20 protein-coding genes are annotated in these 21,929 nt (G+C 60.9%); 15 read left to right on the top strand and 5 right to left on the bottom strand.

Features of this window, described 5'->3' with window-relative positions:
• Positions 1–8: 8 nt before the first annotated feature.
• From Q344_RS0121295 to Q344_RS0121280, 4 genes are read right to left on the bottom strand one after another with little or no spacing between them, the layout of a single operon-like run.
• Positions 9–812 (bottom strand): enoyl-CoA hydratase-related protein, encoded by an 804-nt coding sequence (locus Q344_RS0121295; protein ID WP_028288565.1) that lies wholly within the window; start codon positions 810–812, stop codon positions 9–11.
• The gene (locus tag Q344_RS0121290) at positions 805–1,659 is read right to left on the bottom strand and encodes an SDR family NAD(P)-dependent oxidoreductase (protein WP_028288564.1); all 855 of its coding nucleotides are present in this window, start codon (positions 1,657–1,659) and stop codon (positions 805–807) included. The genes Q344_RS0121295 and Q344_RS0121290 overlap by 8 nt, the downstream gene beginning before the upstream one ends.
• 11 nt (positions 1,660–1,670) lie before the next feature.
• Complete coding sequence (locus Q344_RS0121285; protein WP_028288563.1) at positions 1,671–2,870, bottom strand: acyl-CoA dehydrogenase family protein; 1,200 nt, start codon at positions 2,868–2,870, stop codon at positions 1,671–1,673.
• A gap of 13 nt (positions 2,871–2,883) precedes the next feature.
• On the bottom strand, positions 2,884–4,098 hold the full coding sequence (locus tag Q344_RS0121280) for an acyl-CoA dehydrogenase family protein (RefSeq protein ID WP_051630981.1): 1,215 nt from the start codon (positions 4,096–4,098) through the stop codon (positions 2,884–2,886).
• A gap of 133 nt (positions 4,099–4,231) precedes the next feature.
• Here Q344_RS0121280 and Q344_RS0121275 point away from each other — a divergent pair, with 133 nt between their 5' ends.
• The 5 genes from Q344_RS0121275 to Q344_RS0121255 are packed head-to-tail and all read left to right on the top strand — an operon-like array spanning position 4,232 to position 10,433.
• Positions 4,232–5,017 (top strand): enoyl-CoA hydratase-related protein, encoded by a 786-nt coding sequence (locus tag Q344_RS0121275; RefSeq protein ID WP_028288561.1) that lies wholly within the window; start codon positions 4,232–4,234, stop codon positions 5,015–5,017.
• Between the two features lie 21 nt (positions 5,018–5,038).
• Complete coding sequence (locus Q344_RS0121270) at positions 5,039–6,838, top strand: acyclic terpene utilization AtuA family protein (protein WP_028288560.1); 1,800 nt, start codon at positions 5,039–5,041, stop codon at positions 6,836–6,838.
• A gap of 12 nt (positions 6,839–6,850) precedes the next feature.
• Positions 6,851–8,320: an acetyl-CoA carboxylase biotin carboxylase subunit gene (locus Q344_RS0121265; protein ID WP_028288559.1), complete on the top strand. Its 1,470-nt coding sequence runs from the start codon at positions 6,851–6,853 to the stop codon at positions 8,318–8,320.
• Positions 8,308–8,823 (top strand): acyl-CoA carboxylase biotin carboxyl carrier protein subunit, encoded by a 516-nt coding sequence (locus Q344_RS0121260; RefSeq protein ID WP_028288558.1) that lies wholly within the window; start codon positions 8,308–8,310, stop codon positions 8,821–8,823. Before Q344_RS0121265 ends, Q344_RS0121260 begins: the two co-directional genes overlap by 13 nt.
• 2 nt (positions 8,824–8,825) lie before the next feature.
• Positions 8,826–10,433, top strand: coding sequence for an acyl-CoA carboxylase subunit beta (locus tag Q344_RS0121255; protein ID WP_028288557.1), 1,608 nt, complete (start codon positions 8,826–8,828; stop codon positions 10,431–10,433).
• 111 nt (positions 10,434–10,544) lie between these two features.
• Here the strand turns inward: Q344_RS0121255 and Q344_RS0121250 are convergent, their stop codons facing one another.
• Positions 10,545–11,156: an acyltransferase gene (locus tag Q344_RS0121250; protein WP_028288556.1), complete on the bottom strand. Its 612-nt coding sequence runs from the start codon at positions 11,154–11,156 to the stop codon at positions 10,545–10,547.
• Between the two features lie 253 nt (positions 11,157–11,409).
• Here Q344_RS0121250 and Q344_RS0121245 point away from each other — a divergent pair, with 253 nt between their 5' ends.
• The 10 genes from Q344_RS0121245 (at position 11,410) to Q344_RS24695 (ending at position 21,924) form a co-directional block, all read left to right on the top strand.
• A complete protein-coding gene (locus Q344_RS0121245; RefSeq protein WP_028288555.1) occupies positions 11,410–12,594 on the top strand; it encodes a lipid-transfer protein in 1,185 nt (394 codons plus the stop codon).
• 48 nt (positions 12,595–12,642) lie between these two features.
• Complete coding sequence (locus tag Q344_RS0121240) at positions 12,643–13,449, top strand: SDR family NAD(P)-dependent oxidoreductase (RefSeq protein ID WP_229669249.1); 807 nt, start codon at positions 12,643–12,645, stop codon at positions 13,447–13,449.
• A 180-nt stretch (positions 13,450–13,629) separates the two neighbouring features.
• On the top strand, positions 13,630–14,259 hold the full coding sequence (locus tag Q344_RS0121235) for a TetR/AcrR family transcriptional regulator (RefSeq protein ID WP_028288553.1): 630 nt from the start codon (positions 13,630–13,632) through the stop codon (positions 14,257–14,259).
• 4 nt (positions 14,260–14,263) lie between these two features.
• Positions 14,264–15,862, top strand: coding sequence for an acyl-CoA carboxylase subunit beta (locus Q344_RS0121230; protein WP_028288552.1), 1,599 nt, complete (start codon positions 14,264–14,266; stop codon positions 15,860–15,862).
• 9 nt (positions 15,863–15,871) lie between these two features.
• On the top strand, positions 15,872–16,666 hold the full coding sequence (locus Q344_RS0121225; RefSeq protein ID WP_028288551.1) for a crotonase/enoyl-CoA hydratase family protein: 795 nt from the start codon (positions 15,872–15,874) through the stop codon (positions 16,664–16,666).
• Positions 16,663–18,666, top strand: coding sequence for an acetyl/propionyl/methylcrotonyl-CoA carboxylase subunit alpha (locus Q344_RS0121220; RefSeq protein WP_229669248.1), 2,004 nt, complete (start codon positions 16,663–16,665; stop codon positions 18,664–18,666). Before Q344_RS0121225 ends, Q344_RS0121220 begins: the two co-directional genes overlap by 4 nt.
• Complete coding sequence (locus tag Q344_RS0121215) at positions 18,663–19,829, top strand: acyl-CoA dehydrogenase family protein (protein WP_036540250.1); 1,167 nt, start codon at positions 18,663–18,665, stop codon at positions 19,827–19,829. Before Q344_RS0121220 ends, Q344_RS0121215 begins: the two co-directional genes overlap by 4 nt.
• A 48-nt stretch (positions 19,830–19,877) precedes the next feature.
• Positions 19,878–20,444: a biotin transporter BioY gene (locus tag Q344_RS25760; RefSeq protein WP_043753595.1), complete on the top strand. Its 567-nt coding sequence runs from the start codon at positions 19,878–19,880 to the stop codon at positions 20,442–20,444.
• A 201-nt stretch (positions 20,445–20,645) separates the two neighbouring features.
• On the top strand, positions 20,646–21,464 hold the full coding sequence (locus tag Q344_RS0121210) for an MBL fold metallo-hydrolase (protein ID WP_028288548.1): 819 nt from the start codon (positions 20,646–20,648) through the stop codon (positions 21,462–21,464).
• Positions 21,465–21,675: 211 nt separating this feature from the next.
• Positions 21,676–21,924 carry a hypothetical protein gene (locus Q344_RS24695; protein ID WP_036540248.1) on the top strand — a complete coding sequence of 83 codons (249 nt, stop codon included), beginning with the start codon at positions 21,676–21,678 and terminating at the stop codon, positions 21,922–21,924.
• Positions 21,925–21,929 lie beyond the last annotated feature (5 nt).

Here is a 21,929-nt window from a genome sequence, read left to right as displayed (position 1 = left end):
TCTTTCCTTTAACGCCCCGTGAAATTGGGTTTTCGTTTTTCGACGAACGCAGCAACCGCCTCGTGGTGGTCTTCGGTCTGATGCATGAGCGCCTGATAGGCCGCCGCGGAATTCAGGAAATCCGGCAGGTCCATCCGTTCGGCATTGCGCATCAGACGCTTGGCGACCCGCACCGCGCGCGGCGGTTTCGCGGCGATGCCAGCGGCCCGTTCGCGGGCCCGTTCCATCAATTTTTCATGAGGCACAAGTTCAAGCACCATACCAAGCTCCAGCGCTTCCTTGGCCTCGACCATGCGCCCTGAGAAGGTCAGATCGGCGGCCTTCTGGTGGCCCAGACGACGCAACAGGAACCAGCTGCCCGCATCGCCCGGAATGATTCCGAGATTCAGAAACACCTCGCCGAACCTTGCTTTTTCCGACGCGATGCGCATGTCGCACATCATGGTCAGGTCGCACCCCGCGCCCACCGCCGGGCCGTTGACTGCGGCGATGGTCGGAATATCCATGTTGTAGAGCGCAAGCGGCAGCCGCTGCACCCCATCAACATAGCTCTGGGCCGCCGCCAGCGGCTCCTTGCGGAACACACTGTCGGGATCGTTCATCTCCTTGATGTCCCCGCCGGCACAAAAGGCGGGGTCGGCCCCGGTCAGAATCATCACGCTGACCTGCGGATCGGCCTGCACCTTGGCGAAGGTCTCCAGAAGGGCAGCGATCATGTCGTTCCCGGTAACCGGATTGCGACGCTCGGGGTCGTTCAGCGTTACCGTGGCGATCCTGTCGGAAATCTCCAGAAGGACGGGCTGTTTATTCATTCTTGCCATCTCCGCGTTCGCGTTTCTCGAACATCGCGGGGTTGATCATGTCCCGCGCGTCATGACCCATATGCAAGGTCTCACCGCCGTCTACATAGATGTCCTCGCCGGTAATGAAACCGCCAAGTTTCGAAGCGAGGAAAATGATCGTGCCAGCGATGTCCTCGGCCGCCCCCATCCGGTTTAGCACTGAGCGGTTCAGCTTTTTCCACTGTTCCGGCGGAATCGGATAGCGGCCAAGCGCATCGGTCTTGATCGTGCCGGGCGCGACACAGTTCAGGCGGATGCCGTATTCGCCCCATTCGGCGGCCAGCGTTTTCATCATGCCCGTCACACCGGCGCGGGCGGCGACGGTGTGTGTAAAGCCGGTAAGCGCGGTGCGCGCCGAGATGGCGGTGACAAACACAACCGATCCCCCATTGTCGTACATGAAGTGATCGGCAGCGGCGCGTGTCATTTGCCAAGACCCTATCAGGTTGTTGCGGATCACGGCTTCGAAGCCCTTGTTGGTGATATCGCGGGCGGCCGCGATATACTGGCCGCCGGCATTGTTCACCAAGACATCCAACTGCCCGTAGTGGTCCTTGATGCGTCCCATCGCGGTTTCGATACTGTCCTCGTCGCGGGTATCTCCGGGCACGACAAAGGCCTCGCCCCCCGCCGACCGGATCATCTCGGCGGTCTCCTCCAGCGGCTCTTCCCGGCGCGCGAACAGCGCAAGCCTGGCCCCGCAAGAGGCCATTTCGATCGCCGTCGCCCGGCCCATTCCAGATCCAGACCCCGTGACCAGGGCAACCTGGCCCGCCATGAGATCCGACGCGTAACGCCTTGATTTCGCTTCGCTCATGTTCCGCCCCCTTAGTTCTTCAGCAATTCGCCGGAGATGATGAGTTTGCGAACCTCCTGGGTGCCCGCGCCGACCTCAAGCACGCGACCGGTTCGGTACAGCCGGTTCACTTCGGTATCACGCATGTAGCCTGAGCCGCCGTGAATCTGGACAGCTTTGTCCAGCACGAAGGATGTCGCCTCAGCGGCCTTGTAGATCGCCGCAGCGGTGAGCTTGTGGATTTCGCCGCGCCCGCCTGCGCCCTCTTCGAGGCCCTCACACATGGCTGCGGTGCGCAAGGACAGGCTGCGCGCGGCCTCGATCTGCGTATACATGTCGGCCAGCATCGCCTGAACCATCTGAAAACTGGCGATCGGTTTGCCGAATTGCTGGCGTGTCTTGGCGTAGTCGATGGAAATATCCAATGCCCGCTGAGCAATACCCAAGGCGTTGAAACAGACGATGGCCCGTTCCAGATCAAGCCCGGACATCGTCACGGCAACGCCGCCATCAAGTTTGCCGACCATGTTTTTTGCGGGCACCCGGCAGTCCTCGAACACCAGTTCGCCGGTGGGCGAGCCACGGAAACCCATCTTGTTGAGCTTCTGCGCCACCTTGAAACCGGGCGTGTCGGTTTCCACGATAAAGGCGGAAATGCCCTTGGCCCCTTTTTCGGGCGATGTTTTGGCATAGACCAGCACCAGATCGGCAATCGGCCCATTGGTGATATAGATCTTGGCGCCGTTCAGGATGTAGTCGTCGCCATCCTTTTTGGCCGTGGTCCGCATCGAGCCAAGCGCATCGGATCCCGCGCCAGGTTCGGTCAGACCCAGGGCGCCGATCAGCGTGCCGTTGCAAAGCCCCGGCAGGTATTTGCGGCGCAATTCGTCATTGGCGTTGCGGTAGATATTGTTGACGCACAAATTGTCATGGGCCACATGGGTCAGTCCGATGGCCGCCGAGGCGCGCGACATTTCCTCGGTGATGATACAGGCCGAAGTAAAATCCAGCCCCGCGCCGCCAAATTCCGGCGGCACGTTCAGGCCGAGATATCCCATCTCGCCCAGCTTGGGGAAAACCGAAGGCGGCAGGTCATCTGTATCGTCCATTTCCGCATTCAGATGGTGGAATTCGGACATGAAGAACTTGCCGGCCTGATCGGCCAGGGCCTGCTGTTCGTCCGTCATGAAATGTGTTGGCAGAGCGGTGTCGTTGCGCAGTTGCTTGTTCATGGTCTCGTCCCCCTCAGGCGCGCAAAAGTTCTTCGGCAATGATGATCTTGCGGACTTCGCTTGTTCCCGCGCCGATCTCCAACAATTTGTTGGCGCGGAACAGCCGGTTGATCTCGGTGTCCTGCATGTAGCCAGAGCCACCATGAATATGGCAGGCTTCGGTCACCGCCTTGTTGAATGCCTCGCCTGCGTAAAGACAGGCCGCCGCGGTCAGTTTGTGGATTTCGCCACGGCCCCCGGCCCCTTTTGGTAGGCCCGTACAGGCGGCCAGTGCCCGATAACCGAATGCGCGCGCGGTTTCGACCTCGGTGTAGATCTCGGCCAGTTTCGACTGCATCATCTGGAAACTTGAAATCGGTTTGCCGAATTGTTCGCGAATCTTGGCGTATTCCAGCCCTAGTTCCAGGGCGCGTTCGGCCATGCCAACGCAGACTGAGGCAACCATAGCACGCTCCAGATCCAACCCGCTCATTACCACCGAAACGCCGGTGTTTTCCGGTCCAACCATGGCGGATGCGGGTACGCGGCAATCCTCAAACACCAGTTCTCCGGTTGGCGAGCCGCGAAAGCCCATCTTGTCAAGCTTTTGCGCCACCTTGAAACCGGGATTGTCCGTCTCGATGATGAAAGCAGAAATGCCCTTGGCGCCCTTCGACTTGTCGGTTTTGGCATAAAGCAGGATCACATCGGCAATGGGGCCGTTGGTGATGTAAATCTTCGAGCCGTTGATGACATAATCATCACCGTCGCGGCGGGCAGTTGTGGCCATGGATCCGAGCGCATCGGATCCCGCACCCGGTTCGGTCAGGCCCAAAGCACCAACCAGCTCGCCCGAGCAAAGGCCCGGCACGTATTTCTTCACATGCTCTTCGGATCCATTGCGCAGCAGGTTATTCAGGCACAGGTTGTCATGCGCCCCGTGTGAGAGGCCCACAGCCGGATTCCACTTCGAAATCACCTCGGACACCAGCGCCTGGGTGAACTCGTTCTGTCCCGATCCGCCCAGCTCTTCGGGTGCGGTAATCCCCAGCAGGCCCAGCTCGCCCATCTGCTTGAACAGATCATCGGGCCACCATTCCTCGTCATCCATACGCGCTTGCAGCGGGTGTAGCACGTCGCGCGACACCCGATCCACGTGATCGACGATCTGGCGTTGCTCATCAGTCAAAGAATAGTTCGCCCTGATTGCTTCCAGATCAGCCGAGATGGCCTCACTTTGAGTGGTCATATCATCCTCCCGAAAAATGTCGTCCGCCGTGTTGACCAAAATCAAACACATGTTAGAAAATAGATCAAGCCAAGCTTTTGACGACCTGACGTAAGAAAGCGCGGTGTCCTAAATGCAGGGGGGAGCTTCGGAAATGACTGAGAGCGTTGTTCAATCGCAGGCACTCGGCAAAGAAGTGCGTATCACGATTCGACGTCCTGACAATCGAAATGCCCTCAACCGTGAGGTCGCAGACGGGATCATGGCCGCCATATGTGCTGCCGAGAGGGACAGCGACTGCCGCGTGATCGTTCTGACCGGCGAGGGCGAGCGCGCCTTCTGTGCCGGGGGCGACATCAAGGCGGGGGCGGATGGCGGCCCGTTTGTTCAGGATCCGGCGGACCCGGATCATTTTGCCGGAAGGTTGTTCGAGACGATACAGGCGTGCCGAAAGCCAACGATCGCGCGCATCAATGGCGTCGCGATGGGGGCAGGAGCGGGCATCATCTGTGCCTGCGATCTGGCTGTGATGGCGGATCATGCCCGCATCGGAACGCCGGAAGTGAAGGTGGGTCTGTTTCCCATGACGATCGTGCCACCCATGATACGCGTGCTGCCCCGGCGGAGGCTGATGGAGATGTTCATCACCGGCGTTCCTCTGACGGCCGAGGAAGCCCTGCAGTTCAATCTGGTCAACTATGTGACCGATGCCGCGGGGTTGGACGACAAGGTTGCAGAACTGGTTGCCCAGATTGCTGCGCAGTCGCCGAGCGCGATCCGGCTGGGAAAATACGCCTGTCACGCGATGGAGGATATGACCTATCCGCAGCAAATGCGGTTTGCAGAAACACTTTTACCGCGTGTGGCGCAGACCGAAGACGCGCGCGAAGGCTTTGATGCCTTCATTGCGAAGCGCAAACCTGAATGGACGGGCCGCTGATCAAGCGAGGAGGAGAGGAATATGTCGGAACGAAAGCTGCGCATCGGATGCGCGTCGGGCTTCTGGGGCGATACGCCGGAAGCGATCGGTCAACTGGTTTCAAAGGGCGAGATCGACTATCTGGTGTTTGACTATCTGGCAGAGGTGACAATGTCGCTGATGGCGCGGGCCCGCGCAAAAGCGCCCGAGTCGGGCTATGCGCCGGACTTCGTCAAGGCGCTGGCACCCTGGTTGCCGGATATCAAGGCAAAAGGGATCAAGGTCGTTGCCAATGCAGGGGGCGTGAACCCGCGTGGCTGCAGCGATGCGCTTGCCAAAGCCGCCGCCCAGGCCGGGATCGATCTGTCCATCGGAGTCGTGCTAGGCGATGACCTGTTGCCCAGGGCCGATGAAATTCGCAGAAACGGTCAGACGGAAATGTTCTCGGGTGTCGCATTTCCAGATGATATCTGGAGCATGAATGCCTATCTGGGTGCCCGCCCCATCGCTGCCGCGCTGGATGCCGGGGCCGACATCGTGATCACCGGACGCTGCGCCGACAGCGCGGTCGCGCTTGGTCCCCTGATGCATGAATACGGCTGGGGCGACGATGACTGGGACAAGCTCAGCCAGGGATCGCTGGCCGGCCACCTGATCGAATGCGGCCCCCAGGGAACCGGCGGCAACTTCACCGACTGGCAGGACGTGCCGGGTTGGGACAATATGGGCATGCCCATCGTCGAGGTGTCCGAAGACGGCAGTTTCATCATGACCAAGACGCCTGACACCGGCGGGCTGGTCGTGCCCGGGTCAGTCGGAGAGCAGATGCTCTATGAAATCGGGGACCCGCGCGCCTACCTGTTGCCCGACGTGATCTGCGACTGGTCCGGGGTCACCCTGGAACAGGTCGGACCCGACCGGGTGCTGGTCAAGGGCGGCAGGGGGCTTGGGCGCACCGACAGCTACAAGGTGTCGGCGACCCATGCCGATGGCTGGCGCGCGGTCTCTACCCTGACACTGGCTGCGATTGACGCACCCGCCAAGGCCGAACGTGTGGCCGAGGCGATCCTGACCCGCTGTCGCCGGATTTTCCGCGACCGCAACATGGGAGATTTCCGGCAGGTCAGCGTCGAGGTGCTGGGGGCCGAGGCGGCCTATGGCGCAAATGCGCGCGCCCGGACCCGCGAGGTGGTGCTCAAGATCGGCGCGGTCCATGATGATCGCGCCGCGCTGAACATCTTTGCCGGCGAAATCGCACCGATGGCGATTTCGACCGCGCAGGGTCTGACCGGGTTCTTCGCCGGACGGCCAAAGGTGCAGCCGGTGGTCCGTCTATTTTCCTTCCTTCAGAGCAAGGCCGAAACCCCCGTCGCGGTCGAGGTCGACGGCAAGGATGTGCCCGTGAGCGTGGCCACTACGCCAGTCCACCTTGATCCGCCTGCCGCACCGCCCGCAGATAGCCGCGAGCCCGGTCCGGACGTTGTCGAGGTCCGCCTCGTCGATTTGGTCTGGGGCCGCTCGGGCGACAAGGGGGACATCGCCAATATCGGCATCCTCGCGCGCAAACCGGACTACCTACCATATATCCGCTCGGCTCTCAGTGAAGAGGTGGTGAAGGACTATTTCTCCCATGTCTGCGACGGCAGGGTAGAACGGTTCGACTTGCCTGGAAGCCATTCGCTGAATTTCCTGTTGCATGAATCGCTTGGCGGTGGCGGCATCGCCTCGGTCCGCATAGACCCGCAGGGCAAAGGGTTCGCGCAGATGCTGCTTGATATCGAAATTCCCGTGCCAGCCGATCTGGCCGCACGTGACGGACTGAATGCCGCGGCCCGGAACTAAGAGGACGACACCATGACCATTTCGAAACTCCTGGTCGCCAATCGGGGCGAGATCGCGGCGCGCGTGTTGCGCACCGCTAAGGCCCGCGGGCTTGCGACTGCCGTGTTGCGTCATGTCGCCGAGCAAGAGGGGCCAGCGCATCTGATCGCAGATGAGGTCGTGATGATCGAGGGCCCGACGCCCGTGGCCGCCTATCTCGATATTCCTCAGATCGTCGAAGCCGCCAAAGGGATCGGCGCGGACGCGGTTCATCCCGGCTATGGCTTTCTGTCAGAGAATGCCGGTTTTGTCGCGGCGCTGGAAAAAGCCGGAGTGACCTTTGTCGGCCCGACGTCCGAGGTCATCGACCTGATGGGGGACAAGGTCCGCGCCCGCGCCTTCGTCGAGGAACGCGGGTTTCCCGTCGCCCCCTCGGCCATCGAGGATGATGATCCGGCGAGCTTTGTCGAACGCGCCCGCGCCGTTGGCTATCCGCTGCTCATCAAGCCCTCGGCCGGCGGTGGCGGCAAGGGCATGCGCGTCGTACGCGAGGACAGCACGCTGGAGACCGAAATCGAAACCGCGCGCCGCGAAGGCGAACGATATTTCGGCGACGGGCGGCTTTTCGTCGAACGCTATATCGAACGCCCGCGCCATATCGAGGTGCAGGTGATGGGCGACGGACAGGGCAACGTGGTCCATTTCTGGGAACGTGAATGTTCGATCCAGCGCCGGTTCCAGAAGATTATCGAGGAAACGCCGTCACCGGCGCTGACCCCCGAGCAACGGGATGAGATCTGCGAGACCGCTGCCGGAATTGCCCGCGCCGTCAAATACCGCGGGGCAGGGACTGTCGAATTCATCTATGCACAGGATGGGGCCTTTTATTTCCTGGAAATGAACACCCGCCTTCAGGTCGAACATCCGGTGACCGAGATGGTAACCGGCTTTGATCTGGTTGCCGAGCAGTTGCGTGTCGCGGCGGGCGACGGGCTGAGCGCCGTACAGGCGGATATTCCCCAAACCGGACACTCGATCGAACTGCGCATCTGTGCCGAGGATGCGACCGCCGATTTTCGCCCCGCGATCGGCAATATCCTGCTGCTGGACGAACCCCAGGGCGAGGGGATCCGCGTAGACAGCGGCATTCTGGATGGCGGCAAGGTAACGACCGACTTCGACCCGATGTTGTCCAAGCTGATCGTGCATGGCCCGGATCGCGCGCAGGCCATCGCCCGTGCCCGGAGCGCGGTGCAAAGCTATGTGATTCTCGGGGTAACGACCAACACCGGTTATCTGGATGCAATCCTTGCACATCCGGATTTCGCCTCTGGTGACGTTTCAACTGGCTTCCTGGCTGAAAAATCCGAAACGCTGACCGCGCCGGGCGAAGATGTCTCTGACTTGCTGATGGCGGCGGCGGCCCTATCGGACGAGCGCCTGGTGAGTGACGTAATGCAGATACCGGAAATGTACCGCAAGATGGGTGGGTGGAGAAACTGATGCAACGGATTTTTCAGATGGACGGAGAAGAGACTGATTGCTGGCTGGGTCATGATGGCAGCCGGTTCGTGCTCAATACCCCCACTGGCGCTGTTGCCTGCCAATTGGACCCGACGGGTCTGCCGGGCGGTTACAAGCTGAGGGCCAAGGGTGTTGTGCGCGAATTGCGACTGGCCGTGGGGCCGGAAGCAACTTTTGTGCACATGGACGGGCGAACCTACGAAGTCGGGCGGGTTGATCCCGCCGAACGCCTGGCCGGAAGCGACGGTGGCGCGAGCGACGACCGATTGGTGGCGCCCATGCCGGGTGTCGTGGTGTCGGTTGCGGTTAAACCCGGCGATGCGGTTGAAGAAGGCCAGCCGCTTCTGGTGATCGAAAGCATGAAGTTGGAAACCACACTGACGGCCCCGCGCGACGGGGTCGTTGCCGAAATGCCATTCGCCGAAGGCGACAGTTTTGGTCTGAAAGACATCCTGGCCCAATTGGCCCCGGAGGAGGAGTGACAATGCGCAGGATTGAAAGTCTGATCGACACCAATGCCGCCGACTACAAGGCAAACTATGCCGCCATGTCTGAACGGCTGAAGGAATTCCACGCCCGCCAGCACGCGGCGCGTTTCGAACGCCCGCAACGCGATATCGACCGCCTTGCCCGCCAGAACAAACTGGGCGTGCGCGAGCGGTTGAAACTGCTGCTGGACCCCGGCACTCCGTTTTTGGAGTTTTCCACACTTGCCGCCTGTCGCGAATACGATGGCACCGTGCCTGGCGCCGCTGTGGTGACGGGCATCGGTATTGTGCAGGGTCGCGAGGTCGCCATCCACGCCAACGACGCTAGCGTCAAGGGCGGGGCTTGGTATCCACATACGGTCAAAAAGGTCGTGCGTCTTCTGGATGTCGCGCTGGAAAACCGTCTGCCGGTCATCCATATCTGCGACAGCGCGGGCGGTTTCCTGCCGCTGCAGCACGGGGTGTTTCCCGACCGGTATCTGGGCGGGCGGGTGTTCCGCAACCAGGTCAAGCTGAGCCAGGCCAATATCCCGCAGATTGCCGTGGTCGGCGGTCACTGCACGGCTGGCGGCGCCTATGTGCCGACGCTGAGCGACTACAACATCATCATCGAAGGCACAGGGGCGATTTTCCTTGGCGGTCCCCCGCTGGTCAAGGCGGCTACCGGCGAAGAGGTCGGTGTTCAGGAGCTTGGCGGCGCGGTCATGCACACCTCGGTATCGGGCACCGGCGACTATCGCGCCGCGACCGAACAACACGCCTTTTCACTGGCCCGCGAGATTGTCGGCCAGTGGAAGCGCACGCCGAAAACGATCATCGAAACCGCGGCCTATGAAGAGCCTTACTATGACCCCAAAGAACTCTACGGGATCATTCCAAAAGACCGGAAAACCCAGTTCGACATGCGCGAGGTTCTGGCCCGGATCGTGGACGGCTCACGCTTTCACGAATACCAGCCGGACTATGGCACCACGATGGTGTGCGGCTTTGCCCATATCTGGGGTTACAAGGTCGGCATCCTTGCCAACAACGGGGTGCTGTTCAACGACAGTTCGCTCAAGGCAGCGCATTTCATGCAGTTGTGCAACCAGAACCGCACGCCTCTGGTCTTTTTCCAGAACATCACCGGCTATATGGTGGGCCGCGAATACGAAGAACGAGGCATCGCCAAGGATGGCGCCAAGATGCTGATGGCGCAGGGCGGCTCGGTCGTGCCGAAGTTCACAGTGATCGCCAATGCGTCTTACGGGGCCGGCAACTACGGGATGTGCGGACGGGCCTGGGACGCGCGCACGCTGTTCATGTGGCCCCAGGCCGAGATCGGCGTGATGGGGGCGGATCAGGCCGCAAATACCATGGCGGACGTCAAGATTCGGCAGCTTGAGCGCGAAGGCAAAGAGCTGACCGAAGAAGAAATCGCCGCGATCCGCGAACCGGTGCTGGAAAAATACAAGCGCGATGTCGAGGCTTATACCTCGACCTCGGAATTGTGGGACGACGGCATCCTCGACCCGGCGGACACACGCAACGCGCTTGGCATGTCGATTTCTGCCTCGCTCAATGCACCGATCGACGATCCGCACTACGGGATCTTCCGTCTGTAAAGGCTTGAGGGACGGCACACCGGGTCGGGGGGTGCCGTTCCGCGTCAAGGCGCTTGCATCTGGCGCTTTCGGAATCTGAAGTAGTCCTGACCGGTCCGGTTCCCGGACAGGTCAGGACGATGTCCGCCGCGCCTCCTTAATGGAGACGACGTCAGAGGCCGCCATGCCGGGCCGGTCTGCCTCGACCGCCTTCAGCGGCTCGACCGGCGTCAATCCGGCCAGACAATCGCGCGCAAGTTGCTGGTATTCCCCGGTGCCGCGCGTTTTCCACGCGATTTCTTTCTCGCTGACCTCGCGGATCACCTTTGCCGGCGATCCCACCACCATCGAACGCGGCGGAATCACGGTTTCGCCACGCACAAACGCCTGCGCGCCGACAATCGATTCCGCCCCTAGCTCTACACCGTCCATAATGACGGAATTCATTCCGACCAGAGCGTTCCGGCCCACCGTGCAACCGTGCAGGATCGCGCCATGGCCGATGTGGCCGTCGCTTTCCACCACGGCGTCGCGGCCGGGAAAGGAATGGATGATGCAATTGTCCTGAACATTGGCTCCATCCCCGATCACGATCCTGCCGAAATCGCCCCGCAAGCTTGCCCCGGGGCCGATGTAGCACCCATGACCCAGGATGACATTCCCGATCAGAACGGCCTGAGGGTGGACATAAGTATCCTCGGGCACAACGGGTATAAACCCCCTGAATTCATAACAATACGCCATTCCGATCACCTTTCGTAAGCTGAGTGCTAAACGCTTGTCGGCGGTTGCGCCGGGACCAGAATCCCTCAATTGTGTCGCCGATCAGGGCGTGTGGCCCGAAATCAAACACAAGTTAGAAAATAGCGCAAGCTCTCTACGTCACAGCTTGGCGATATTGACACTTCCCAAGGTTAGGATTAAAAATCTAACAAATGGTAGAAAATAGGCTGTCGGACCGATTAGGGTGGCCTGACCGAATTTGGGAGAGAGAGAAATGACAGACAAAGCCTATGTTGCAGGCGTTGGGATGGTCCCGTTCCAGAAGCCGGGAAAATCCGAAAGCTACGATGTGATGGCGACCGCTGCGACCCGGTCCGCTCTGGCAGACGCGGGGTTGGACTATGATAAAGTCCAACAGGCCTATGTTGGCTATGTCTATGGCGACAGCACCTGCGGTCAGCGCGCCCTGTACCATGTCGGAATGACAGGCATCCCGGTTCTGAATGTGAACAACAACTGCTCGACCGGATCGTCCGCCCTGTTCCTGGCCAGGCAGGCAGTTGAAAGCGGCGCGGTCGAATGTGCTCTGGCACTTGGGTTCGAACAGATGCAGCCCGGCGCAATCGGTGCGATGTTCCATGACCGGGTCAGCCCGTTTGCGGCATTCGACAGAGAAACCGACGAACTGGTTGGCAGTGCCGAGATCCCGCTGGCGCTGCGGTACTTCGGCGGTGCGGGCAAGGCGCATATGGACGAGTTCGGCACCCCCCTGGAAACCTTCGCAAAAATCCGCGCCAAGGCCAGCCGACATGCTGCGAAGAATCCGGTTGCCCTGTTCCGGCAGGAGGTGACGGCGGAAGACGTCATGGCCGCCCAGGTCGTCTGGCCCGGCATCATGACCAAGCTCATGGCCTGTCCGCCAACCTGTGGCGCGGCCGCCGCGATCATTTGTTCCAAGGAATTCGCCGACAAGCACGGACTGGACAGTTCGGTTCGGATCTCGGCGCAGGCCATGACGACGGACGGCCCGGAAACTTTCGAAGCCCATGACATGCGCGAAGTGGTCGGCTTTTCGATGGCCAAGCGCGCCGCCGATCAGGTCTACGAGGCGGCGGGCATCGGGCCCGAGGACGTGGATGTGGTCGAACTGCACGACTGTTTCGCCCACAACGAGCTGATCACCTATGAAGCGCTTGGTCTTTGCGGTCGCGGCGAAGCGGCGAAATTCGTTGATGATGGCGACAACACCTACGGCGGAAAATACGTGACCAACCCGTCGGGCGGTCTTTTGTCCAAAGGCCATCCGCTTGGGGCGACCGGCCTAGCGCAATGTACCGAGCTCGTTCAGCAGCTTCGCGGCCAGGCAGATGCGCGCCAGGTTGATGGCGCACGTCTGGCGCTTCAGCACAATCTGGGCCTCGGCGGGGCCTGCGTCACCACGCTTTATGAAAAAGCCTGATAGCGCCTTTCGGGAGGAATCAATATGACTGGAAAACTCGACGGGCGCGTGGCGCTGGTCTCGGGCTCGGGCCGGGGCATTGGCCACGAAATCGCTCTCAAACTGGCCTCGGAAGGGGCCCGGCTGGTGATCAACGATCTGGATGCGGATCCGGCCAATGAAACCGCCGAGGCGGTGCGCGCAACGGGAGCCGAGGCCGTGGTCTGTGCCGGCAGCGTCACCGAGGACGGTTTTGCCGAACGGTTCATCAAGACCGGCATGGACAGCTTTGGCGGGCTGGACATCATCGTGAACAATGCGGGCTATACTTGGGACAGCGTCGTTCAGAAAATGACCGACGAACAATGGCAGGCGATCATCGACGTTCACCTGACGGCACCTTTCAAGATCCTGCGCGCCGCGCAGCCGGTGATCAGCGCCAAGGCCAAGGAAGAGGCCGCTGCCGGACAGGAAGTGTTCCGCAAGGTGGTCAACATCTCGTCCATCGCAGGGACCGGCGGCAATGCTGGCCAGATCAACTATTCCGCCGCCAAGGCCGGCATTCTGGGTGTCACCCGGACGATGGCCAAGGAATGGGGCCGCTACAAGGTCAACGTCAATGCCGTGGCTTTCGGCCCGATCCGCACCCGCCTGACCGAGGGCAGCGCCGACGGAGACAGCACGATCCAGGTCGAGGAAAAAGAGATCAAGGTCGGCGTGAATCCCGACCTTCTGACCCAGATGGAGCGCATGATCCCGCTGGGCCGGGTCGGCACGCCGGAAGAGGCAGCCGGTGCCGTCTATCTGTTCTGTGCACCCGAATCGAACTTCATTTCAGGCCAGCACGTCATCTGCGGTGGCGGTTTCGTGATCTAAGGCATTTGCCCGGACCCGATGACGGGGTCCGGGCAAGCACATTAATGTCTGGGCGGCCTCTTGGCGGTCGCCAATGCGGAATTTTCCGCAAACTCTAGTCTGGCACGATCACGACGATTTACTCATTTGCGTTATTACCCTAACAGGCGTTAGTTAGGTGTTGGGGCGATACGAAAGTATATGGCACAAAACACGGCAATCAAAGTCAACGAGACATCGCGCAGCGCGGTTGGACGGGATGGGGTGCTGGACATTGCCGCGCGGCTTTTCCGCGAACAAGGCTACGGGTCCGTTTCGCTCCGAAAAATTGCCGAGGCCGCCGGGATCAAGGCGGGTAGCATATATTATCATTTCGGTTCCAAGGACGAGATCGTCGCGGCCGTTCTTGATGCAGGGATTCGAGTCGTTCACGAGAACATGAGAGACGCCGTCACCGACCTGCGGGCCGATGCCGACGGCGAAACGGTACTGCGCGCCGCGATCCGGGCGCATCTGCGCGCGCTTATTGATGTGAGCGATTATACATCGGCGAATGTGCGTATTTTCGGGCAGGTGCCGCAATCCGTCCGGGATGCCAACTTGCCCACGCGCAGGGCCTATGAGGCAGAGTGGGACAGTCTTCTGTCCCAGCTTAAGAAAGATGGCACGCTGAAGCAAGACGTCGATATCCGTCGCCTGCGCCTGATGCTGATCGGTACATTGAACGCCACGCTCGATTGGTTCGACCCGGACCGCGGTAGCGCCGATGCGTTGTCACGCACCTATGCCGATGTGTTCCTCAACGGGATACTCCAAAGACAGGATACCTGACTTCATGGCACGTCTTGAAACAGCGGTGCTGACCGCATCAGAGACCTACACCCGCAACCACGCCGCACAAAGCGAGCGCGTCGAAACGCTGCGTGCGCGGATCGCCGAAGCAACGGCTGGCGGCCGCCCCGATATGGTCGCGCGGCATCGCAAGCGCGGCAAGCTGTTGGTCCGCGAACGGATCGACCTGCTGGTGGATCCGGGCACTGCGTTTCTTGAGCTGTCGTCGCTTGCCGCCTACGGTCAATACGGGGGCGAGGTGCCCGGTGCGGGGATCGTGACCGGTATCGGGATCGTCCACGGGCTGCCCTGCGTTGTGATCGCCAACGATGCGACAGTGAAGGGTGGGTCTTTCTATCACGAAACCGTGCAGAAACACATCCGCGCCCAGGAAATCGCAGCCGAGAACCGGCTGCCCTGCCTCTATCTGGTGGATTGCGGCGGTGCCTATCTGCCAGAGCAGGACCGGGTTTTCCCCGATGCCCGCCATTTCGGCAATTCCTTTTATCGTCAAACCAACATGTCCGCGAGCGGCCTGCCGCAGATCTCGGCGGTCTTTGGAGGCTGCACGGCCGGTGGGGCCTATATCCCGGCCCTGTCGGACGAAGTCATCATGGTACGCGGCAACGCACGCATCCATCTGGGCGGCCCCTCGATCGTCAAGGTGGCGATCAACGAAGAGGTTGATGGAGAAACATTGGGGGGGGCCGAGATGCATTCGCGCTTCTCCGGTGTGTCTGACCATCTGGCCGAGGACGAGTATCATGCGCTTGCTCTGATGCGCGACATCGTATCCGAACTGGGCCTGTCGCGCCCGATGGGTCCCGATGCAACCTGCGCGCCGCCGGCGCGCAACCCAGAGGAACTGCTTGGCGTCATCAGCGCCGATCGCAAACAGCCCTATGACATGCGCGAGGTTCTGCTGCGCATGATCGACGCCGGCGAATTCCGCGAATTCAAGCCCGGATGGGGTGAGACGCTGGTCTGCGGCACCGCGCGGATTCACGGCTATCGAGTGGGCATTCTCGCAAATAATGGGGCGCTTGTGTCCGACAGTTCGCTCAAGGGCGCGCAATTCGTGTCGATGTGCGATCAACGCAACATCCCGCTTTTGTTCCTCCACAACATCTCGGGCTTCATGGTCGGCACCGAAGCCGAGCGCGGCGGCATTGCCAAAGACAGCGCCAAGCTGGTCTATGCCATGTCGGTTGCCAAGGTGCCGCGCCTGTCGGTCCTCTTAGGCGGCTCATACGGGGCAGGCAACTACGGCATGTGCGGACGTGGTTTCGCCCCGAATTTTCTCTTCGCCTGGCCCACGGCGGAACTGGCCACCATGTCTGCCGACATCGCCACAAATGTGATGCTGGAACTGCGCCGCCAGAAAGGGGGCGACCCGGGCAAGATGGAGGCCGACATGAAGCTAATCGAGGAGCAGGTTCGGGCCCAGTACGGTGAACAGTCCGATCCCTATTATGCCACCTCGCGGCTTTGGGATGACGGGCTGATCGAACCCGCGCAAACCCGCGATATCCTTGGCCTGTGTCTGGCCATCGTGACATCGGTGCCCGAAGCCGGTCGCCATACGCCTGTATTCAGAATGTGAGGCTTCAAGTTGACCAATACCTACAACACGATCCTTATCGAAACCGATGCGCGTGGCGTCGCCACGCTGACGCTCAACCGCCCCGACAAACACAATGCGCTGAATGGCGAATTGATCGCAGAGCTATACGATGCCGCCGAAAAGCTGGCTGCAGATGACGATGTGCGTATTGTGGTCCTGACCGGCGCGGGCAAGAGCTTCTGCGCGGGCGGCGATTTCAACTGGTTCGCCTCTAATGTCGAGAAAACCCGTAGTGAAAGGGTCGCACAAAGCGCCACGCTGGCGCGGCTGTTGCGCCGCCTTGACACGCTGCCCAAGCCCTTGATCGGGCGGATCAACGGCCCGGCCTACGGTGGCGGTGTCGGCATGATCTCCGTCTGCGACTACACCATCGGCGCCGAAGGCGCGCGCTTCGGTCTGACCGAGGTCAAACTGGGCCTTCTGCCCGCGAATATATCGCCTTATGTGGTGGCCCGCATCGGCAAGGTGCATTCGCGTGAAACCATGCTGTCGGGGGCGTTGTTCGACACGGCCCGCGCCGAGCGGATCGGTCTGTTGACCGAGGTTGTCGCGCCGGGCGACTTGGACGCCACGGTGAACCGGGTGGTGCATGATCACCTTCAGGCCGCGCCGGGTGCCGTGGCCGATACCAAGGCGCTGATCGCCTATGTCGCGTCCCACGATCTGGAGACCAACATGATCTACACCGCCGACCGGCTGGCCGATGCGTGGGAGACGGAGGAAGGTATCGAAGGCATCAACAGCTTCATCAACAAGGGCGTTCCGTCATGGCGGGTGAAATGAGCTTCACCCGCGTTCTGATCGCCAACCGGGGCGAGATTGCCCGGCGCATCCAGCGCGGGTGCCGCAAACTGGGGCTGGAAAGCGTAGCGGTGTTTTCGGACGCGGACCGCGACGCGCCCTTCGTGGCCGAGGCCGATCATGCCGTCTGCATCGGTGGGGCCGCCCCGTCAGACAGTTATTTGAACGTCGAGGCCATCCTTGAGGCCGCGCGGGCGACGGGCGCGGGTGCGGTGCACCCGGGATATGGTTTTCTGTCTGAGAATGCCGGTTTCGCGGCGGCGGTCGAGGCGGCGGGCCTTGTGTTCATCGGGCCGGAACCCGACGCTATCGCGCGGATGGGCTCCAAGATCGAGGCCAAGGCTGCCGCCGAAGCCGCAGGCGTGCCCGTCCTGCCCGGCTATCGCGGCGAGGATCAGTCCGACGCGCGCCTGCTACAAGAGGCCGAGGCGCTTGGCACCCCCTTTCTGGTCAAGGCCAGCGCCGGCGGCGGCGGACGCGGGATGCGGCTTGTCTCCGATCTGGGCGACGCACCCGAAGCGATTGCATCTGCCCGGGCCGAAGCGCAGAGCGCCTTCGGCGATCCGGCGGTGTTCCTCGAACGCTATGCGCCCCGTGCCCGCCACGTCGAAGTGCAGGTTCTGGGCGACACTCACGGCACCGTGCTGCATCTGGGCGACCGCGATTGTTCGCTGCAACGCAACCACCAAAAGCTGATCGAAGAAGCCCCCGCCGCCGATCTTCCCGAGGCTGTGCGCGACCGCATGCGTGCGGCAGCGGTGCGGTTGGCGCAGGCGATCGGCTATCGCTCCGCCGGGACGGTGGAATACCTCTATGACCCCGGGCGCGGTGAATACTACTTTCTGGAAATGAATACCCGGTTGCAGGTGGAACACCCCGTGACCGAGGCGATCACCGGCATCGATCTGGTCGAATGGCAGTTGCGCATCGCGCGGGGCGAGCCGCTGGCGCTGACGCAAGGCGATGTGCAGTTTGACGGGCACGCCATTGAAATCCGCATCGCCGCCGAAAACCCGGCCGAGAATTTTCACCCCGAAACGGGCGAGATCACCCTTTGGGCGCCGCCTGCGGATGTGCGGCTGGACACTGGGGTAGAGTGCGGTTCGGTCGTCGGCCACCACTACGATTCCATGATTGCGAAGCTGATCGTCCACGCGCCGGATCGGACCGGGGCGATCCGCCGGGCGATCACCGCGATCGATGCTTTTGCCGTCGGCGGCGTCGGCCTGAACCTGGCCTATCAACGCGCGTTACTGGCACACCCGGATTTTGCGGCGTTCCGTCACCATACCTCGTACCTGCCGGAGATGTTTCCAGGCGGCTGGACTGAATCGTCCGCTGATCCCCGGGACATGGCCTTTGCCGCGATGGCGCTGCATCTGCGTCTCGTGCCGGCGGGCGCGTCGCCCTGGGAAAGCCTAGGGTCATGGCGACTCACAGCCCCTGCGGGACAGTCCGGCGCGGCCTTCTATTGGGACACAACCAAAGACGAACCGATCCGCATGTACGGCTCCGGGTCGGGGTTGACTGCCATTCAACCGGACGGCCAGACCATCACGGTCGAGAGTGCCGCTTTAACAGGATGCCGTCTGAGCGGACGCATCGACGGGGTTCCGTTTTCGCGCATCGCTTACGTCGTGCGCGCGCCGAGTCACTGGCGAGTGCACCTGCAAACCCCTGCTGGAATGACCGCGACAGACCTGCGTACGCTGGAAGACCAGCATCTGCAACGTGCCACCGGCGGGTCTGGCGTCGCTGACCTGTTGTCCGCACCCATGCCCGGCGCCGTGGCCGAGGTGCGCGTCGCACTCGGCGACCGCGTCAAAGCCGGAGACACGCTGGTGGTGCTTGAGGCCATGAAGCTGTTGCAAAGCCTGCCCGCGCCGGTCGCGGGCGTGGTGACTGAAATCTATTGTGCACCCGGCGATACGGTCGCCGGGCACGCCCCACTTATCAAACTCGATCCAGAGGAAAACACATGACCAGACAAGACAGCATTACTCAGGTCACCGGCCCGTTCAACGAAGACCTCGAGATGATCCGCAACCAGTTGCGCCGGTTCATTGAAGCCGAGGTGACCGCCAAGGCCGAGCCTTGGGAGGAGGAGGGCAAGGTACCCCGCGACGTGCTGCGCCGGATGGGTGATCTCGGCGTGCTGGGGATGCGCTATGACGAACAGTATGGCGGCGCGGGGCTGGACGTGATGTCCAGCGTGGTTTTGGCCGAAGAGGTCGGGCGATCCACTTTCGGCGGGTTCTCGGCCACGGTTCTGGTCCACACCGACATGGCCTCGCCGCATCTGGAAAACGCCGGCACGCCCGAACAGAAGGCGCGCTGGATGCCGTCGATCGTCTCGGGCGAAATGATCACCGCCGTTGCTGTGACCGAACCGGGCGCGGGCTCGGACGTGGCGGGCATGCGCTCCCGCGCGGTGCGGGACGGGTCGGATTGGGTGCTGAACGGCACCAAGATGTTCATCACCAACGGCGTGCATGGCGATCTCTACTTTGTCGGTGCCAAGACCGATCCGGATGCCAAGGGGTCGCGCGGGATCACCATATTTGCGGTCGAAAAAGGCACGCCGGGCTTTTCGGTCGGACGGGCGTTGAACAAGACCGGCTGGCTGTGCTCGGACACTGCCGAACTGATCTTCGAAGATGTCCGTATCCCGGCCGAAAACGTCTTGGGCGAGGTCAACCGCGGTTTCTATTCGGTAATGAAGAACTTCCAGAACGAACGCATTGTGCTGGGTGCGATGGCCTGTGCCGAAGCGCAAACCGCGCTGGACATGACCGTGGATTATGTCAAGCAGCGCAGGGCCTTTGGCGGCGTTCTGTGGGACAAGCAGGCCGTGCGCCAACGGCTGGCCGACTGTCAGACGCGGATCGCGGCAGGACGTCAGCTGGTCTATCACGCCGCCGGTCTGGATGCCGCGGGCGGTGACTGCGTGAAAGAGGTCTCGATGGTCAAAGCCTATTGCGGCGAACTGGTGAACAGCGTGCTTTATGACTGCGTCCAGTTTCACGGCGGTATGGGTTATATGCGCGAAACACCGGTGGAACGCATGTCACGCGATGCCCGTGTGCAGGCCATCGGCGGCGGGGCGAGCGAAGTCATGTTGGAAGAAGTCGCCAAGCGCATGTGAGCTTACTATCCAAAAAATTAACAATCTACAGAAACAAGGACGAAAAAGATGAATCTGGAAACCACTCAAAGCCAAACACTCGCAAAACTTACCCAAGAGATCTCGATAATTCTCGTCGGCACAATTCTTCTGACACTATCCGCCAAAATCGTGGTGCCGTTCTACCCGGTTCCCATGTCTACACAAACCCTGGTTGTCTTGGGTCTGGGCCTTTTCCTGGGGCCGGTGCGCAGTAGTCTTGTTGTTGTGACATACCTTTTTGAAGGTCTGCTTGGCCTGCCGGTCTTCGCAGGCACGCCTCCGGCTCTGGCCGGACCGGCGTATATTGCGGGTCCCACAGGCGGATACTTGGTAGGCTTCGCACTTGCGGCGGCCGCCGCCGGGTGGATTGTTCAAGCACTGCAAGGACTTCGGCCTGCGTTCAGAGCATCTGTCGCGGTCTTTTTGGGTTCGATAGTCATGTATTGCGCAGGGCTGCTCTGGTTGGGTGGCTTTGTCGGCTATGGCGAAAAGTTGCTGAACGCCGGTCTTTACCCGTTCCTTCTCGGGGATCTGACGAAGGCGACAATTGCTGTAGTTCTGTATACTGCTTACCATAATCGCCGCGCTGTGTGACTGCCAGCCCAAGACTGTATCAGACTGTTTCAGTCTCATACGGGCCTGGTCCAATGTAAGTTGAAATAGTCCGATGCCGGATTTGACAGGCATCGGACGCCAGCCTGAGGTTTCCGGCGCCATGCGAGAGCAATGCGCAAAACTGTGCGAACCAAATTGTTCGCAATCAATACCTGGTCGCACACAATGAAAAGAAGCAGCATGTTTTTCTCAGAGCCGGAGCCTTGCCGCGCGAAGGGAGTCGAATTGGCCCCTGGAATTCTGAGGATCGTCGCGAACAATCCCGGAAAGATGACCTACCACGGGACAAATAGCTACATCATTGATACGCCTGATGGTCGGTTCATAATCGACCCCGGCCCAGCAGAAGACAGTACACATTTCGGGGCAATCATCGAAAATTTGGGGGCCAAACCATCTGGGATTCTGCTCACACACCACCATTCTGATCATTTTGGAGTCGTCCCAGCCCTGCGAGCACGGACAGACGCACCTGTTTATGCCTCACGGGCATTCCCTGACGATGCATTTCGACCTGACCGGTTTCTGGAGGACGGACAGGTCATTGCCGGTCTTACCGTCCTGCACACACCTGGTCACGCGAGCGACCACCTTTGTTTCGCGAGACCTGACGGAGTGCTCTTCACGGGCGACCACGTTATGAGTTGGAACAGTTCGATCGTCAGCCCCCCTGACGGAAACATGCACGACTACTGCGCGCAGCTACAGCGGCTGATTGAGCGCGACGATAGGATCTACTTTCCGGGGCACGGACCTATACTCCGGGATCCGCAACCTTACGTCAAACGGTTGCTTTCCAACCGCATGCGTCGCGAGGCGGAGATCCTCGCCCACCTCTCAAACACCCCGGATTCGGTCCAGAATATCGCCGCTTCCGTCTACAAGAAAACCGACCCACAAATCGCAATGGCCGCAGGACGAAACGTTGCGGCGCATCTGGAGAAGCTGTTGTCTGAGTCGCGGGTGGTACAAGATGGCGGGGTCTGGAAATTAACATAAGACGGATTATCGGTCTTTACCTAATGCGTTGTTTCAAATTAGAATTCGTCCTCTATCACCTCCCTGTGGACGAATACCTGGCGGCACCGGAGCCCACCTCCGGTGTCGCCCTTTTCCAGCGAGGCGTAAGGAGCCCAGCCAAATACCGAACACGTCCCTGACACGCACAGTTCGGGTGACCACCGCAGTCGGCACAGAAAGGCAGGTACCGATGAACACCAGACAGGACGAAGGCACGGCGATTGCCCGTTTGGTCGGTGGCTCCTCGAGTCTGACGGTCGGCTGGATTTATCTCTGGAACACATTCGAGCTTGGCATCTTATGGGTGCGCAGCGATCTCGCACCCGAACGCATTGAACCGCCCCTGGACCCGGAGTATCTTGCAAGGGCCAAGTCTGTGACCTCCGACGAGATCACCGCGCTTCTTGATAGGCTCGCGGCAGGCGAGCCACCCAAGTAGATTGA

Origin of the sequence: Pseudooceanicola nanhaiensis DSM 18065 (genome assembly GCF_000688295.1) — a bacterium.
Classification (GTDB): domain Bacteria; phylum Pseudomonadota; class Alphaproteobacteria; order Rhodobacterales; family Rhodobacteraceae; genus Pseudooceanicola; species Pseudooceanicola nanhaiensis.
This window is presented reverse-complemented; position numbering and strand designations above follow the sequence as displayed.